Raw genomic sequence first — 18,082 nt, 5'->3', positions numbered from 1 at the left:
TAGCCATGAAAAGAATTTTATTTTTATTGATTTTTTTGATTGTCAATTTCCAGGAGTCAATGGCACAATCACCCAACCTCAATGATTACAATCTTGCAGTTTTTCTTCGTGACTGGAAAGCCTCACTTACCAACAATGACGGAGCTAATGGATTGGCCGATAATAGGATGTATCTTGATATAAAACTTGATACAGATAATCAGGCTACACAATTGGTGAATCTAACCCCAGGATTTGACAATAGAACTCTAGGTATACCTTTGCTTGGGATGAATAATAATCATGGAGTTCCTGATCAATATTTTTATTCTTGGGTTACAGGACAAGCTAGATATGAAGTATATTATTCTTATTTTTTTCAAAGGGGTATTACAGGAAGTAATGGAAAATTTGATGTCTCTGCCCTCACTTATGATGAATGTTGTAATTCAAATTATGTTTGGAATACAGACGATGCAGGAAAAGGAAACCTGAACCTTTTGGTTGATTTTAAAAACGGAAATATTCTTCAAGAAAACGATGTACAGCTTGACATTGACAATTATGGTGACAATACCTTCAACACAACCTATGATAGCAATGTTTACTTGAGGTATTATTGGAGACCAGCCCATGGGGAATATCTTTGGGATCCACTACAATTTGGAGTTTTGAGCACCAATACTACTACAAACCATAGAAATGCTCTTTTGGGCAACCCAAATTTTACAGAGCTAAATAACAGTAATGATCCCTACGGCTGGGAATATCATGACCGAAACTCTACGGGCTGGGGTGGATATAATGAATTTACAGCTTCTCGTGAGGTTTACTATGAATTTGTACTAAATGAACCCAGAGATGTGGTCATAAGTACTGATAATCCAGGCACCAATTTCGATACCTACTTACACTTGATTTCTTTAACGAACAACCGTAACAACTATACCTACATAGAAGGAGACGACGACGATGGCAGCAGTACAACATCCTATATTTCACGAAGATTAAACCCCGGCGTTTATGGGGTGATGGTAGAAGGGTATTATAGTACATCTACAGAAACTGGAGCTGAAGGCCAATTTGAACTTAGCGTAGGTAGCTCAAAAGTCTTACCAGTACCTGGGGTAATTTCATTGAATGGGGGTATTCTTGAGAGCTCAAAAGATCATTGTCCAGGCAATGGCAATATCGGCGAAGTTTTATATAACTATACCTTAGCCAGCAGTATTTATGGTAGCAGTGTTGCTTATTCTTGGGAAAGAAAAGACCCAAATCACGATTGGTTCAGCGTTAATAATTGTTACGAAGATGAGGCAAACGGTTGTGATCTAGGGAAAATGGAATCTTATGACTGGGTAAAGTTTAGAAGAAAAGTTACAGCTTATGGGGCTGTCTCCTATAGCAACGAAATCACTTTCAATACTTACACCTTGACCAATACTTCGGGAGGTACCATTACAGGAGATCACATTATACCTTTTTTTCAAGAAAAACCAGATACCCTAAAATCACTAACCCCCGGAGTTGCATACCCTTTTTTAAGTTACAGCTGGGAACAAAGCACCAATACGGGAGTTAGCTATGCTCCTATATCAGGAGCAACAAGCAGTCAATACATTATTCCCCAGGGAATTGGCGAAACCAATCCTGAATATCGGTTCAGAAGGCTTACTCATAATCAATGCCAAAATTCTTTAATTTCATATTCCAATGTCTCCACCATTAAAGTGATAACGGCCAATGGGAATATTTCAGGTTATGTGAGAGATAGAAACAACGTTAACGGGATTGATGGGATTAAGGTCTATGCCAAAAGGACTTCTACAGTATCAGGAGGAGTAATTAATAAGCTGGATTCAGCTATAACAAGCAATGGCGGAAATTTCATTATCCCAGATCTGTATTACGGCAATACGGCTAATTCTTCCTCTGATCAAGCAACCTATGTAGTGACACCCTACAAAGAAGGTCATGATTTTGATAAGAATATAGAAACCGTAGTTTTGTCTCGGGCCATTCCGGAAAGAGCACTTACATTTAGAGACACCACAGGCTTTACCATTACAGGGAATATTACTCAAGAATGCGACTATTGCGATGGAGCCACATTGTCTCTAAATACAGATGTACTAAAAGACGTCATTATACTGGAAAATCAAAGTCCTGGTAGCGGCAGCTTACAAGACTTAGGCATTAAAACAGATTCTGATGGAAAATATAGTACCATTAAGCTCAATTCGGGCGATTATACAATAAAACCACAATTTCATTCGCATCAATTTGCTCCTGCACAAACACAGGTAACTGTAGGCAATGGCAACGTGGTTTCGGGCATCAACTTTAAGGATACCACCACGCATTTCATAACGGTAAACGTGGCTAAAGATTGTGAATATTACCCGTCGGTAGGTTCTGCGGAATTGCTTTTTACCAAAATAGACCCCATTGATTCAAAAATAAAACTCACTGTTAATACCACTATTAATGGGTATGCGAAAGTGAGATTACCGGCAGGTAAATATAAAGTTCAAGTGAATAGCATTACAAATTTGCCTACATCATCACCAAATAATGACCTAAATGCAGGCGAAATGGTTAATTTTTTAAACGCATTGCCAGACTCGGTTTTAATTCGAGACATTACAGATGCCGATGCCATTATGAATCTTTTCTTTCATGAAAGTCCGGTAATAGAAGTGTATGGCTTAACCGCACCAACCTGCGACTTGGCAGAGACTAACCCAAATGCCAATTACACCCTTTTTAAGCAATTAGAACCTAAAACATTTTCAGTAAAGGTATTTGAGGGCAAACCGTTAAAACAGTGCCCAGTTAAAGACGACACTTTGAAGTATGCCTCTAACCTTCAGAAAAACAATGAAAAATTAAACTATCTAACTTCGAATGGGCTCAGTATTTTGACTCTTACAGGTGGTGATATTAGCACGGATGGTGGCCAAAACTATGCAAAACCTATCTCATTCACTTTCAGTGATAATTGGAACAGACCTGCCACACCAAAAGTAGTAAATGCCATTGTCACAGGAATTAAAGCCAGTGAAGGTGGCTTTACCACTACTTCACCGCAGATACCCTATTTAATATTAAGAGACCCACCTGGAGATGGAAGCTTTAGTTTTTTGGAGCAAAATAAAACCGTGGAAACCACTGAACAGATATCTTATGCCTCGGCCATTGAAAAAGATGATTGGATTACAGCCAAGCTTGGCTTTGCATTTGAGACGGGAGTTGGCATTAGTACATCTTCAGAGATTCACGTCAGTGCCACCGGAGAGTACAATTATAACAAACGTAGTGTAAATGATACGGTAAAGGTGCATACGCTTACAGCCAATACCACATTCAAAACTTCGGATAACCCAGCAGTGGTGGGCTCAGGCGGAGATATTTTTGTAGGTGCTGCCACCAATTACAAAACAGCCATAGTTAAAAACCTGAAATACAAACAAGCTACCTGTAATTTTGAGCTTAAAGACGTATTTATGGTAGCAGATAGCGGCTTTGCCACCGAGTTCATTTTCTCAGAAAACCACATTAAAAACACACTCATTCCTCAGCTTTTACAAGGCAGCAATACTACCGCCAATGATTCCACCAAAAGGGCATTGCTAAGGCAATTATCCGTATGGCAGCAAACACTTGATAGAAACGAACAGCTGAAAAAGAATGCCACATTCAGTCGTAACCGGTCTTTTGATGGAGCCGTAGGCGAATACACCAATTACGTTTATACTGAAAACTCAAGTACCATTTCTGTGGAGTTTGAAATAGGAATAGATAGCAGTGTTGCGGTAGAAATGGGTGCCGAAATAGCCGGGTCAGGTCTATCCGGAGGAGTAACCATTCGATTGAAAAAAGAAATTGGAGGTACCAATGCTACAAACAATATTCAAGATCGGCAAGTGGGCTATACCCTAAAAGATGATGATCCAGGCGATAATTTTTCGGTAGATATCAAAACGGACCCCGTATACAAAACTCCTGTTTTTGATCTGGTGGGTGGTACAAGTAGCTGCCCACATGAGCCCGGTAGCCAATTCCGCGATGTTTTTGATTTCTATGCGATCAACCCGATACTAGAAAATCAAACTGCTGGTCAACCCATAGTTTTTGATTTTAGGCTTTATAATTCCAGTTTTATCGACAGCGATGTCACTCGTAACTACTATGTGCGTTTTGTGGACGGTAGTGCACCAGGGGCTAAAATAACCAATGAAGGAAATCCATTTCTGGTACCTAAAGTATACACCTTATTTACAGAAAACACTAAACCAACGGCCAACGCAGCCACTGCAAGTTTTTATGTTGGCGTGGAGAAAGCTTACGGCAGTACACCTGAAAATAGGTGGGGAGATATACGCCTGCAAGCTTATGATGCCTGTAGCAGCGGCGATCCAAACTACATGGATGTCATGAAAGAAGTAAGCCTGGTGGCCGGATATGCCAATTCATGTAGTCCTATTCGTTTGTCGATGCCCGAAAATGATTTCAAGGTCAATGGTTCGTCTAATATAATTACAATTGAGTTTAAAGATTATTTATACAATGCATTAGGTGATGCTGATAAGGTGAGGTTTGAATATGCCGCAGCAGGTTCTAATACCTGGATATCAACACCGGCTTTTGAATTCCTCAAAGCTGATTTGCAAAATAGTAGCTTTGGTACTCAAAAAAGTATAAATATCAGTGCATTGCCAGACGGTGATTATAAGTTTAGGGCAGTATTAACTTGTGGTTTGCAAACAATCCTTTCGGTACCTGTCAATGGTACGGTGGATCGAATTCCTCCACTGCTTTTTGGCAACCAGGAGCCCGCTGACGGTATTTATGAATTAGGCGATGTGATTTCTATCAAATTCAATGAAAATTTACAATGTTCGGCTTTGAGCGGGACAAATTTCAGTTTGAAAAAAGTATCCAATAACCAAGAAGTTCCGGCTACTTTGGCCTGTTTTGGAAATCAGTTAATTATTACACCAAACAGCTCCATCCTTTCACCATCAACCGAGCGATATGCAGCTAGTGTAAATAACATACGAGATGCCTTTGGTAATAATAATACCAATTCATTTGAATGGAATTTTGGAGTAAAACAAGCCACTGCACCTTCCTCGCCCTATGTGGCTACTATATCAGCTGGTACCACTCAATTAAACGAAGATAGTCCCGATTCTTTGGCTATAATTTTTCAACTATCAGAAAAAATCCCTCATCCTGAAGTAATCAATTTTAGTATTGCAGGTAATGCAGAATATCTGAGCGATTATACAACAAGTTTTACTAAAACAAATCTGGGATACGAAGGTTCTGTAAAAATGGACTCCGCTCAATTGATAAAAACCATTTTCTTGAAACCCAAAGCGGATACCCAAGTGGAACCCAATGAAACTGTAATCATTAGCCTTGCTACAGGCGGAGAGTATGGTTTTGGTACAAATAATTCGTCGGTAATACTTACGATTACTAATGACGATGTTGCCATAAATGACTGTGATAATAATGGTGTTGCATTTAATCAAAGTAATAATAATGTGGATAATACAGCCATCGCCGAAAATACTTATCACAAATTATTATTGGAGTCGAATGGGAAAATTGAAGCACCAACAACCGTAATTTTCAAAGGAGAAAAGTCCATTACGCTAAAACCGGGATTCGAAGTTAAGAGTGGCTCAGTTTTCAGGGCTATTCTGGAAGATTGTCCTAACAATGTGGCTGCTTCTTTTGTAAATAACACCGACAAGGCGAGAATAAGGAACCAGACCGATGCTAGTAATGAGGATTTATTAGATCTACCCTATCATTTGCCTTATGAAGTAATTGACAAAGTAGGAGAAATAGAGCTTGATTTCGTTGGCAGTACAGATCTTTTAATGAGAATAAACTTATTTACTTTCAATGGCAATTTTGTGAAAGAAATCATGTACGACAAGGACCTTTCTGCTAAGGAAGATTTAGTAGTCGTTGACACCAAAAACTTGCAAAGTGGGGCATATTTTCTAAAAATTGAAAGAGAAGGGCAAGTATACTTTCATAATTTAATATTAAAGTAAACGAGAAGGAGCATGTTAAGAATAATGTAGATGAGTCCGTGAATAAAACCCGCAATCGTGTTATCAATAGAGACATTTAAGGTGTTATGCAGTGGAACCAGTTTTCTCAAGAATTTAGCGGCATTCATCAAGATTTTTTAAGGGCACTAAGAACCAAATTTGGAAGTTTCACAAAGAGCGAAATCAGATTCATTTCGCTTTTAAAAATGAATTCCAAAGAAATTACCGGCATTCTAGGCATAAGTGATGAAGGCATTAGAAAAACTCGCTACCGCTTACGGAAAAAAAGAACCTAGAAAAGAATGAGTTACAGAGCTTTTTGCTGAGCTTTTGATAAATACGAATTTAGATTTCTTCAAAAAAGGGCTCTGAGTCCATATTCAGAGCCCTTTTTTGATTGTCCACATTATGTCCCATGCCTAAATGGTGGTTTCCCTGTAAATAGCCTCACCTTACGATGGCTACGGCAAAGTCCTACGTCTGATTCCTGCAAATTTCAATGGCCAGGTTGAGGAAGGATTAAACCATGGGTTCTCCATCTAAACTCGTAAAATATGCGACAAGATATGATTTCAAGAAGTAAGCATTTGCCATTATTAAAAGATGGAAAAGTTAAGTCTGTTTTTAATAAAACTTTACTGATTTTTCTTTTTCTAATCCAAAGCTTTTTAGCCATGGCCACAGTATGGCATGTAAAACCCATAGCCTCTGGTGATGAATCAGGTACTAGCTGGGCTAATGCCTCTAGCAGTTTGCAAGTTATGATGAATGCCACCTCTGCCGGAGACTCTATTTGGGTAGCCGTGGGTACTTATTTGCCCACATCTTCTCCTGATGGTGTTTCCACGAATAATCGTGATAAAAGTTTTCATTTATCAAAAAACATAAAAATTTATGGAGGTTTCGCTGGTACGGAAGAATTGCTTTCAGAGCGGGATTGGACAACTAACGTAACCATACTTAGTGGCGATTTTGATGCCGATGATGTGGTTAGTGGCATAGGTGCTAGTCTTTCTGTAGACCAGAATGACGAAAATGCTTATCATGTGTTTATGGTAACTACTGCTACTTCACCCATTTTGGATGGTTTAATCATAAAAGGAGGAAATGCCAATGGTTCCAGTTCAATCCAACTGAACGGCAACCAGTTTTTCAGGTCGGAGGGTGGAGGCATTTATGTACGTATAGGCAACATACAATTAGCCAACTTAACAATAATAGGGAATAATGGCGGTGGGCTAAATATTGACGGGTCTACGAATAACACAACCATCACCAATGTTAGGGTATTAAAAAATGTCAATCATGGCTTGAAAATTAATACTACAGTTGACATTCGTAATTCCACATTTTCGGGAAATAAAGGTCCCGGTATTTATCTTTATTCATTGGGGTACTCGTACATTAGAAACTCCATCATTTCCTATAATTCTGTTAGAGGCGTCTACGATAATCAATTAAATAATAGCTATATTAATTGTACTTTTTATGGAAATTCAGCGGATTATGGTGGTGGGCTTGGGCTTTTTAGGCTGTACTCAGTCGCGACTATCAAAAACTGTATTTTTTGGGACAATGAGGCTACAGGTACTTATTCAGGTGCTTCTACTACTAATGAAATATATTTTGATGAAACAGGAGAGGTACCTACGGTGCAATTTTGCCTAACACAGCCGGGGAGTCCATTCGGATCGGGATACGGCAATATCAATGACCAAGACCCCCTTCTTATTAATCCCGAGGGCGGTGATTTTAGGATTTTAGCTGGCTCACCGGTATTAGATGTAGGTAATAATGCTGCCATAAGTGGCGTAAGTACGGATATTGCCGGCAATGCCCGTATCCAAAATACCACCGTAGACATGGGTGCTTATGAAGGCACCTCTATACCAGCTATTATTTATGTAGATAGCAGTGCCACCAGCGGCACAAAAAACGGTGCTTCTTGGGCAAATGCCTATATAGATTTGCAGAATGCTATTGACAATCCTTATGGAACTACCGAAATATGGGTGGCAAATGGCACGTATTATCCCACTCAAATACCAGATGGAAATACCATTGGGGTAAATGGCATAACTGTTAGAGACAAATCTTACCACTTAGCTACAGACATGCAAATCTATGGGGGCTTCGATGGATCGGAAACCATGCTTTTTGATCGGGATTGGACAACTAACGAGACCATTCTTAGTGGCGATTTTGGTGACAATGATGTGATATCTGGAAGTGGTGCCTCACTAAGTATAACCAATAATACTGAGAATGCTTACCATGTAATAATTACTGCTAATCTAACCAGTGCCGCTAAAATTGATGGTTTTACGGTGAAAGCAGGGAATGCTACTGATGTTGGAAACTTAGTATTTAATTCAAATGATTTCTATAAGGGTTATGGGGGGGGGCTGTATAATTTTTCTTCTTCACCAAGTATAAGCAATGTTACCTTTCAAGGAAATGCAGCAGAATCTGGGGGTGGGCTGTTTAATCAATCTTCTTCTACTACTATAAGCAATACTACCTTTCAAGGAAACTCAGCTCTCTATTCTGGCGGTGGGCTCTATAATTTTTCTTCTTCTTCTACTACTATAAGCAATACTACCTTTCATGGAAATGCAGCAGAATCTGGCGGTGGATTGTATAATTCTACTTATTCTTCACCAAGTATAAGCAATACTACCTTTCAAGGAAACTCAGCAACAGATAACGGTGGCGGGCTGTACAATAACGAATCTTCTTCTCCAAGTATCGTCAATTCTATTTTTTGGGAAAATTCTGGAAATGGGTTGCTGAATTCATTTTACAATGATAATTCTTATTTATCCATTAGTAATTCCTTAATTCCTGAAGCTGATTCTACGGCACTCAGTAATAACGCTAATGGCGGAATTACAAGTATTAGCAATATGGTTTACAACCAAAACCCACAATTTACAGACGCCGCCAATGGCGATTTAAGTTTAAGTGGATGCTCACCTGCCATAAATACTGGAGACAATGCGGCATGGACTGCCACAGGGCTTTCCATAGATTTGGCAGGAAATACGAGGCCTTTTGGGGCTAGTGTAGTAGATATGGGGGCTTATGAATATCAAGGAAATAATCCATTTACCAATGCCATTTATGTAAAATACGATGCCTCTGGCGATAACGATGGTTCTTCCTGGGCCAATGCCTTTAAAGACTTGCAGGATGCTATTGATAATCAGTGTGGCAGTTTGCCTATCTGGGTAGCGGCAGGCACGTATTATCCCACTCAAGCACCAGATGGGACTACATCCACTGGCCTTATGGACAGAAATAATGCCTTACATTTAGCCACAGATATGAAAATTTACGGAGGTTTTAAAGGCACAGAAACTTTGCTTTCTGAGCGGGATTGGAAAGCAAACCTTACCAACCTAAGCGGAGATTTTAAAGGAGATGATGTATTTTCAGGAAGTGGAGCAACACTTTCCATTACAAATAATACCGAGAATGCCTACCATATAATGATAACAGCTAATTTGACCGCTGCTGCTATTATTGATGGTTTTTATATGAAAGCAGGGAATGCTGATGGTGTTGGAAACATTGTCTTTTCAACAAGAACTTTCTCTAAGAGTTTTGGGGGCGGGTTGTATAATTATTTATCTTCTCCTAGTATTAGCAATGTTACATTTCAAGAAAACACTGCGTATTTCGGGGGTGGGATGTATAATTCTTCTTCTAATCCTAGTATAATCAATACTATCTTTCATGAGAATTTAGTTTCTAATTCCGGGGGTGGGCTGTATAATAATTTATCTTCTCCTACTATAAGTAATGCTATCTTCGAAGGAAACTCAGCTTATACCGGGGGTGGGCTGTATAATTCTACTTTTTCTCCTTCTATAGGTAATACAACCTTTAAAGGAAACTCAGCATTTGCAGGCGGTGGGGTATTTAATGATAATTCTTCTCCAAGTATCATAAATTCTATTTTTTGGGAAAACTCAGGAAGTGGTTCGCCAAATTCTTTTTATAATCATTCTAGCTCGTTGTCCATTAGTCATTCCTTAATTCCTGAAGCTGATTCTACGGCACTCAGTAATAATTCAAATGGGGGGATTAGTAGTATTAATAATATGGTTTATAGTCAAAACCCCCAATTCGTAGATGCCGCTAATGGCTTCCTGCAATTAAAATGCAACTCTCCGGCCATAAATGCAGGAACTGCTACAGGAGCACCCGCGGAAGACATCACAGGCTTTACCAGAGTAGGTCTTCCAGATTTGGGAGCGTATGAGTATGGAAAGGCAGTGGTAGACATTCAAATACCTGATGGCACCAATCCAAGCCTAAGCGATATTCCCATTTTAAAAGCCAGTAGCCAAATCCTAAACACCAACAATGTGCTTTACCAAGGCAGTAATAACGTACAGCTCTTACCTGGCTTTTCGGTAGCACCTACGGGTGGTGCAGCCACTGTTTTTCGGGCGGAGATAGGGGGTGGGTGTCCTTAATCTTTTAATTCCGATAAATTCGGAGCAGAACTCTGTGCCCCCATTTTGGTGACAGAAATGGTTACCTATTTATAATTCTATTGACTACCTAGCCATAATAATGAGCCCTAATCCAATCACGTAAAGGGCTAACATCATATTCAATATGGCGGAAACGCCCTTAGGGGCTTCCTTGAATTCTTTCCAAATAAAAATTCCCCAGATAGCCGCTACAATGGTGGCTCCTTGGCCAAGTCCGTAAGAAATAGCCGGTCCGGCTTTATCGGAAGCTAAGATGCTGAAAGACATTCCTAAACACCAAACTAAACCGCCGAGAATTCCCATAAGATGATTCCTTCTGCCTCCATTGAAGTAGTCATTATATGAAACGGGTTTGCCTTCAAATGGCTTAAACATGAGCAAGGTATTGAAAACAAGATTGCTTACGAAAATCCCGATACTGAAGACAAAAACAGCCGAATAGGGGCTAAGTTTTCCATTAATCGGCATGGCAAAGTCTGGAAACATGGAATTAGCTACATACTTATAGAAAAGCCCCATAAGAGCACCAGCCACCACAGCTAAAATAAGCCCTTTATTTGGTACTTTTTCTTGAGTCTGGGTAAGCTTTTTATAGGATATTGCATTCAGAATTATAGCAACAAGCACAAGACCAACACCTCCAAAGATCCAGATTGGATTGCCTACAGGAACATCTATATAGTTCACAATAACACCAATAACTAAGGCTAGCCCAATACCAATGGGAAATGCCACAGACATACCGGCAATAGAAATGGCCGCTACGAGAAGAATATTGGCCGCATTAAAAAGTATTCCTCCCCCAAATGCGGATATAATATTGGGCATTTCAGCTTGACCTAAGTCTTTTATAAAGGAACGGCTTTCGGTTCCTAAACTACCTGCCGTCAAAGCAAAAAGTAATGCAAAAATTACTATTCCTATAACATAATCCCAATAAAACAGCTCAAAACGCCAAGATGAGGAAGTTAGCTTTTGGGTGTTGGCCCAAGAGCCCCATGAGAGCATGGTAATGACACAAAAAAGAACTGCCAGTCCATATGATTGAATGATAAACATGATTATAGTTTTTGGGTTAAATGTCTAGGTCTTTTAAGTACGGAGCAGAACTCTGTGCTCCCATTCTGGTCACAGAAATGGCAGCAGCCTGATTGGCAAATGTGATGGACTCCTTCCAAGATTTGTTTTGGGCTAAGCTCACCGTTAAAGCACCATTAAAAACGTCGCCGGCTGCAGTGGTGTCAATGGCTTTCACCTTTTCGCTCTCTGTTAGGAAACTTTCATTTTTTGAAGCATAAAATGCACCTTGTTTTCCTAAGGTGATTATGATATTTTTAACGCCTTTATCCATTAAAATATCTGCTGCGATTTTACATTTTTCTATGGAGTCGGGATAGATACCAGTCAAGAGTTCTGTCTCTGTTTCGTTCGGGGTAATTAGAAAGAGTCCTTCTAAAATGTTTGCGGATAAGGCATTGGCTGGAGCAGGATTAAGTACGAGATTCTTATTATACTTTTTTGCCAAATTAACAATGGTCTCAGTACTCGCTAGCGGGATTTCTAATTGGGTTAAAATGATGTCAGCATTTGCAAAAGAGGACTCTAATTTTAGAATCTTTTCAGGAATCAAACTGGCGTTTGCTCCAGGGGCGACCACTATCGTGTTTTCTGCATTTTCATTGACGGTTATGACCGCTACTCCAGAAGGTTTGTTTTCTTCCAAACTTATAAGTGAAGTGTCAATTTTATCTTTTTCAAAACCTTCCAAGGATTGTTTGCCAAAAACATCATTTCCTAAATTGCATACAAAAGTCACTTGTCCGCCAAGTCTGGCTGCAGATACTGCCTGATTTGCCCCTTTTCCGCCTGGGAAAAGGAAAAAATCACCTCCTAAAATGGTTTCGCCAGGTTTAGGGAGTCTGGTGGTTTTTACCACCATGTCTGTGTTGGCACTACCTATGACTAAGATTTTTGGATTTTTCATAATGGTTATTTTGTATTAGGGAGGGTGTAATGTTCCATTCGGTTATAAAAGTCTGTCATCAAACTTTCTATATCAAAGTTTTCCCAAAGCGTGATTTTCCTTGCATTGTTTGGTCTTTCTTTCCACTCGTTATTTTCTAAAATTGGGGCAGGTATTCCTCTGGCAACACCCCATGCTGGATTTTTGATAATGGCTACTGCCACCATATCGAAAAGTGGTCTTGAAGGTGGTGTTCCATGTAAGGTAATATGATCAAAAAGGTCGATAGCGTAATCGCCAAAATGTTTAAAAGTGCCACCGTGCCTTCCTGTAATTTCTTCTGTAGCTTCAGGTCCTAATCCTGGCATTTTTTTTTGAATATCCGATTGGAGAGCTTTCACGGCATCTGTACCAGAAGGTTCGCCATATCTTACGGTCACCATTTCAAAAGGGATATTGGAGTCCAGCAAATAATTCATAGATGCAGGGTCACTGTTTTGATTGTATTCTCCAGGCTTAGGATAGTTAGAACCAAGCCAAACCAATCTTACTTTTTCAGCAAAAGTGGGGTCTTGTTTTACCGCCAAAGCAACATTGGTCAATTTGCCAACAGCTATTATAGTCAACGGGCCTTTATTGGCAGATTCAATCATAAAGTCCACGGCATCCGAACCATCGTTTTTTAGTGAATCAGAAGCTATAATTTCTTCAAAATTGGCATTAGCTCCATTTAAGAGGGGAATTTGTCTATTTAAATTATAGAGTTTCAGTATTCTTTCTGCCTCATTATAATGTTCTGCAATTTCTCCTCCGCTAGGTGTGGCGTTTACAGTAACCCCTTTGATGTCAAAAAACTCGCCATTACTTAAGAGGTAAGCTAAAGCATGCTGGTCGTCGAGTTCATTATTGGCATCGGTATCAAAAATGACGGTGATTTTTTCTTTACTAGGATCTTTTTTACAGGCAATAAAGAGAAGGAGTGAACAGAGAAAGAGTAAACTTAATTTTTTCATATTGGGTCAAATAATTGTTAGGTCTAAGCCTCATTAATAATAATGGGTCATTAAAACTATTTATAATTTCATTTCTATACTAGCAGAATGCTTGATTCATTTTTTTCGTAAATTCACCCGTCTATTCAACCATATTATTAAATGATTTATTTAAGAGTGCTCCTGATGCTATTCATCGGAGTTGCAGTGCAGGCTCAAAAAAGGCCTAATGTAGTTTTTATTCTAGCGGACGATTTGGGTTATCATGACCTTGGCTATACAGGCAGCAGTTATTACGAAACACCAAACATTGATGGCCTCGCTTCTAGGAGTTTAAACTTTATCAATGGTTATGCCGCTAGTCGGGTTTGCAGCCCATCAAGAGCCGCCATCATGACAGGGAAGTCGCCGGCTCGATTACATATCACAGACTGGATTGGAGCAAAATCGGGTACGGATTGGCGTACGGTTGGACGAGAAAACAAGCTTTTACCGGCTTCTTATATTCACCAGCTACCGCAAGAAGAAACGACTATGGCTGAAGCTTTCAAAGCACAGGGATACCGTACGTTTTTTGCAGGTAAATGGCATTTAGGTGGTGAAGGTTCTTATCCAGAAGATCATGGTTTTGATATTAATATTGGAGGTTACCATGCTGGTAGTCCGTTTGGCGGATATTTTTCGCCTTATGAAAACCCTAAAATGAAAGATGGAGAAAATGGAGAGAATCTATCCATTAGGCTTGCCAACGAAACAGCCAATTTTATTTCAGAAAATAAAGAAAAGCCTTTCTTCGCATTTTTATCTTTTTACGCAGTACATGGTCCTATCCAGACGACAGAAGAGAAGTGGCAAAAATATCAAAACAAAGCAAAGAAAGCGGGTATAGCGGATTCAGGTTTTGAAATGGAAAGGGTTTTACCCATTCGTCAGCATCAGGATAATCCTGTTTATGGTGGGCTCGTAGAAACCATGGATGATGCTGTAGGAATAGTGCTTAAAAGACTTGAAGAACTTGGTCTGGCTGAAAACACCATCGTCGTTTTTACTTCGGATAATGGGGGCGTGGCTTCTGGAGATGCGTTTTCTACCTCAAATGCTCCTCTTCGTGGAGGTAAAGGGTATCAGTGGGAGGGAGGCATAAAAGAGCCCTTTTTAATATCTGTTCCAGGCCTTACTCCTAGAAAAATCTCAGATAAAGTGATTGGTATGGATTTCTATCCCACGCTTTTAGATTTGGCAGGTTTGTCTGCCATAGAAGGTCAGTATTTAGATGGTATGAGTCTTTTACCTATTATTAAACAAGAAAAGGAGATCTCTAGAGATTTGTTTTGGCACTATCCGCATTATGGAAACCAGGGCGGCGAGCCTTCTTCCATGATTAGATCGGGTAATTGGAAGCTTATTCATTATTGGGAAGACGAAAGAAACGAACTTTATAATCTTGAAAAAGACCCTGAAGAAAGAATTGACCTAAGCCAAAGTCAATCTGTAAAAACAGCGGAACTGTTGACAAAATTGAAAGCATGGTTAAATACTTCTGAAGCAACGTTTGCTGCCCAAGATCCTATTTTTGACCAAAGAAAATATAATGCTGTTCTAGAAAAGAACAAAAAGATATTACTACCTAAATTAGAAAAAGAAAGAAAGCAAATGTTGTCAGAAAGTTACAAACCCAACGCAGATTGGTGGGGGAGTAGAGGTACTGATGATTGATCCCTATTCACTAATTTTATATAATTCAACCCTATTAAATGAAATCAATTTACATCATAGTAGCCCTTTTTATAGGGCTAAACTTCGCTATGGGGCAAGGCATACCTTTGCCAGAGCATCCAAGACCAGACTTTGAAAGAACAAACTGGCAAAACTTAAATGGCATTTGGGAATTCGAATTTGACAGCCTTAATGTAGGTCTCAGTAAAAACTGGACTTCTGGAACTGCAGATTTTTCCAAAGAAATAAACGTGCCTTTTCCGTGGGGTTCTAAACTTTCGGGAGTAGCAGACGAGGCTGATATAGCTTGGTACAAAAAGCATATAAACGTTTCTGAAAACTGGAAAGGCAAACGTACTTTTTTCACGATTGGTGCTTCCGATTGGGAAACTACGGTTTGGCTTGATGGAAAACTTTTGGGAAAACATGAAGGAGGCTATACGCCATTTTCTTTTGATTTGACAGAGCATTTGACCTACGGAAAAACTCAAAATTTGGTAGTGAGAGTGGATGACGTCCGTAGAATGTTTACACTTTACGGCAAACAAGGTTACGGAAATGCCAGAGGGATTTGGCAAACGGCCTACCTAGAGGCAAGAGGAGCTACCTATATAGATTACCTTCATTTTATTCCAGATATTGACAAAGGGCAATTTACCATCAAAGGAGAGCTAGGGCAGGCGACTATGAAAGAGGAAACCCTTGAACTCTCTGTGGCAGGTGTAGGAAATGCTTTTAAGACTATAATTAAGGCGGGTCAAAAAAGTTTTGAAGCGACCTTTGATTTAGCCAATGCACATTTATGGTCTATAGAAGATCCATATCTTTATGAGGTTACCGCTATGGTGGCAGACGACAAAGTAAAATCTTATTTTGGTATGCGTAAAATATCGGTGACCAATTTACCGGGTACAGATATTCCCTATGTGGCACTCAATAATAAGCCACTTTATCTGCAACTGACACTAGACCAGTCTTACCATCCAGACGGATTTTATACTTTTCCTTCCGATGAGTTTATGAAAAATGAGATTCAGTTATGTAAGGATATTGGTCTAAATGGACTTAGAACGCACATCAAAATAGACATTCCAAGAAAGCTTTACTGGGCAGATAAACTAGGCCTTTTAGTCATGGCGGATTTGCCAAATAGCTGGGGAGAACCAGACGCTGACGCTCAAAAGGAATCGGAGTATACCCTTCGTGAAATGATAAAGCGTGACTTTAATCATCCTTCTATTTTCTCTTGGATTACCTTTAACGAGACCTGGGGCTTGAAGACGAAAGTTAAAAACGAGAATGGCAAGCTTCAAGAAAAATACTTGCCTAAAACACAGTATTGGGTGGCGTCTATGTATTATTTAGCTAAGTCTTTAGACCAGACACGTTTGGTGGAAGATAACTCTATTTGCTGTGGAGCAGGACATACAGAAACGGACATTAATTCTTGGCATTCCTATTTGCCAGGCTATGAATGGGAGGCTTTTATGACCAATTTAGATAAAAACACCTTTGCTGGCAGCACATCAGATTTTAAGGAAGGATTTGCTCAAGGAAATCAGCCTATGATAAATTCTGAATGTGGTAACGTTTGGGGTTATGACGGTAGCACGGGAGATATAGATTGGAGTTATGACTACCACAGAATGATGAATGTTTTCAGACAGCATCCCAAGATGGCTGGTTGGTTATATACCGAGCATCATGATGTTATTAATGAGTGGAATGGCTACTGGCGTTTCGATAGAACCATGAAGTATACGGGTTTGAATGAAATAGTAAAGGGGATGAAAGACAAAGATTTTCATTCACTTTTTTATGTTTCTACAGGCCAAGATATAACCCAAACTGCCAAAGCTGGTGCTATGGCATCTGTGCCCGTTTTTATTTCGTGCCATACCGGTGAGGTGCTTCCGCAATCTAAAATGACGCTAACGTATCAAGTGACTGGGATAGACGTTTTAGGGAATAACGTAAGCATGCCAGCCGAATCTAAAACAATAGATTATACACCTTGGATGCAAAAAAGAGAGGCTCCTTTAAGTGTTAAAATGCCAGAAAATGATGGCTTATATACGGTGTCTCTAATATTGAAGGATATGAATGGAAGAGCACTCCATCATAATTTTATGAACTTCAAAGTGGGTGGAGGTAAGCTACCAACGGGCTTTTCTGTATTAGAGGTATCACCGAAAGCGGTTAAAAAAGCAGATTGGTCTATAAAAAGTTGGGACGTCATGGATGGTCTGAAAATGAATGGTACCGGAAACGGTTCTTTTGAGTATGTGTTTAGTGGAGATGTTAAAAATGTAAAGTCAGGTTACCTTTTGATGGAGCTAGGAGCCAAGGAGCTTTTTGCAAAAGACAGAGGTGGTATAGATTTGATTGATATGGATTATATGTTGGGTGCCATTGCGGAGCCAAGTCAAAACAAAAACGCATATCCTATGACCGATGAAACCAAATTTCCTTCAAAAGTTTCGGTGGCCATTAATGGCGTGACTATAAAAAATGTAAGCTTAGAAGACGACCCAGCTGACCATAGAGGTATTTTGAGCTGGCATAGCCAAAAGGAAGACAGATTACTCCATGAAGCCGGTAGTTATGGGTATATGGTTAAAGTGCCACTTACGAAAAACCAATTAAAGTCTTTGAAAAAGGATGGGCAGCTTACCGTTAAGTTGTCTGTTAAAAACGGTGGAGGTTTAGCCGTTTATGGCAAAGACTTTGGTCGTTATCCGTTTAACCCTAGTTTGGTTTTAAATTCAGATAAATAAGGATATTAAGAGAATCAAAAGGTCTTGGAAAACAGGTAAGTTGGTGTCTATTTATAAAACGGCACTTGATATT

General features: G+C 39.5%; 7 protein-coding genes. 4 read left to right on the top strand and 3 right to left on the bottom strand.

The genetic code is table 11. The features are described from left to right. The first annotated feature begins 5 nt into the window (after nucleotides 1-5). Together ACSBFT_RS16125 and ACSBFT_RS16120 are read left to right on the top strand one after the other, a co-directional pair. Complete coding sequence (locus ACSBFT_RS16125) at nucleotides 6-6,056, top strand: Ig-like domain-containing domain (RefSeq protein ID WP_489601449.1); 6,051 nt, start codon at nucleotides 6-8, stop codon at nucleotides 6,054-6,056. Between the two features lie 554 nt (nucleotides 6,057-6,610). Further along, nucleotides 6,611-10,540: a choice-of-anchor Q domain-containing protein gene (locus ACSBFT_RS16120; RefSeq protein ID WP_489601448.1), complete on the top strand. Its 3,930-nt coding sequence runs from the start codon at nucleotides 6,611-6,613 to the stop codon at nucleotides 10,538-10,540. An 84-nt stretch (nucleotides 10,541-10,624) separates the two neighbouring features. On the opposite strand, the gene ACSBFT_RS16115 is transcribed toward ACSBFT_RS16120, so the two are convergent. From ACSBFT_RS16115 to ACSBFT_RS16105, 3 genes are read right to left on the bottom strand one after another with little or no spacing between them, the layout of a single operon-like run. Continuing rightward, the gene (locus ACSBFT_RS16115; protein ID WP_489601447.1) at nucleotides 10,625-11,620 is read right to left on the bottom strand and encodes a GRP family sugar transporter; all 996 of its coding nucleotides are present in this window, start codon (nucleotides 11,618-11,620) and stop codon (nucleotides 10,625-10,627) included. A gap of 16 nt (nucleotides 11,621-11,636) precedes the next feature. Beyond that, a complete protein-coding gene (gene rbsK / locus ACSBFT_RS16110; protein WP_489601446.1) occupies nucleotides 11,637-12,545 on the bottom strand; it encodes a ribokinase in 909 nt (302 codons plus the stop codon). A 5-nt stretch (nucleotides 12,546-12,550) separates the two neighbouring features. Continuing rightward, on the bottom strand, nucleotides 12,551-13,537 hold the full coding sequence (locus ACSBFT_RS16105) for a nucleoside hydrolase (RefSeq protein ID WP_489601444.1): 987 nt from the start codon (nucleotides 13,535-13,537) through the stop codon (nucleotides 12,551-12,553). A gap of 141 nt (nucleotides 13,538-13,678) precedes the next feature. Here ACSBFT_RS16105 and ACSBFT_RS16100 point away from each other — a divergent pair, with 141 nt between their 5' ends. Both ACSBFT_RS16100 and ACSBFT_RS16095 read left to right on the top strand, forming a co-directional pair. Beyond that, nucleotides 13,679-15,232, top strand: a complete 1,554-nt coding sequence (locus ACSBFT_RS16100; protein ID WP_463048283.1) for a sulfatase — start codon at nucleotides 13,679-13,681, stop codon at nucleotides 15,230-15,232. Nucleotides 15,233-15,270: 38 nt separating this feature from the next. Beyond that, nucleotides 15,271-18,009 carry a glycoside hydrolase family 2 protein gene (locus ACSBFT_RS16095; RefSeq protein ID WP_489601443.1) on the top strand — a complete coding sequence of 913 codons (2,739 nt, stop codon included), beginning with the start codon at nucleotides 15,271-15,273 and terminating at the stop codon, nucleotides 18,007-18,009. The last annotated feature ends 73 nt before the right edge of the window (nucleotides 18,010-18,082 follow it).

The organism is Arcticibacterium sp. SM2516, assembly GCF_057914865.1.
Note: the sequence above shows the minus strand (reverse complement) of the source record. Positions and strands in the feature narration are given on the sequence as shown.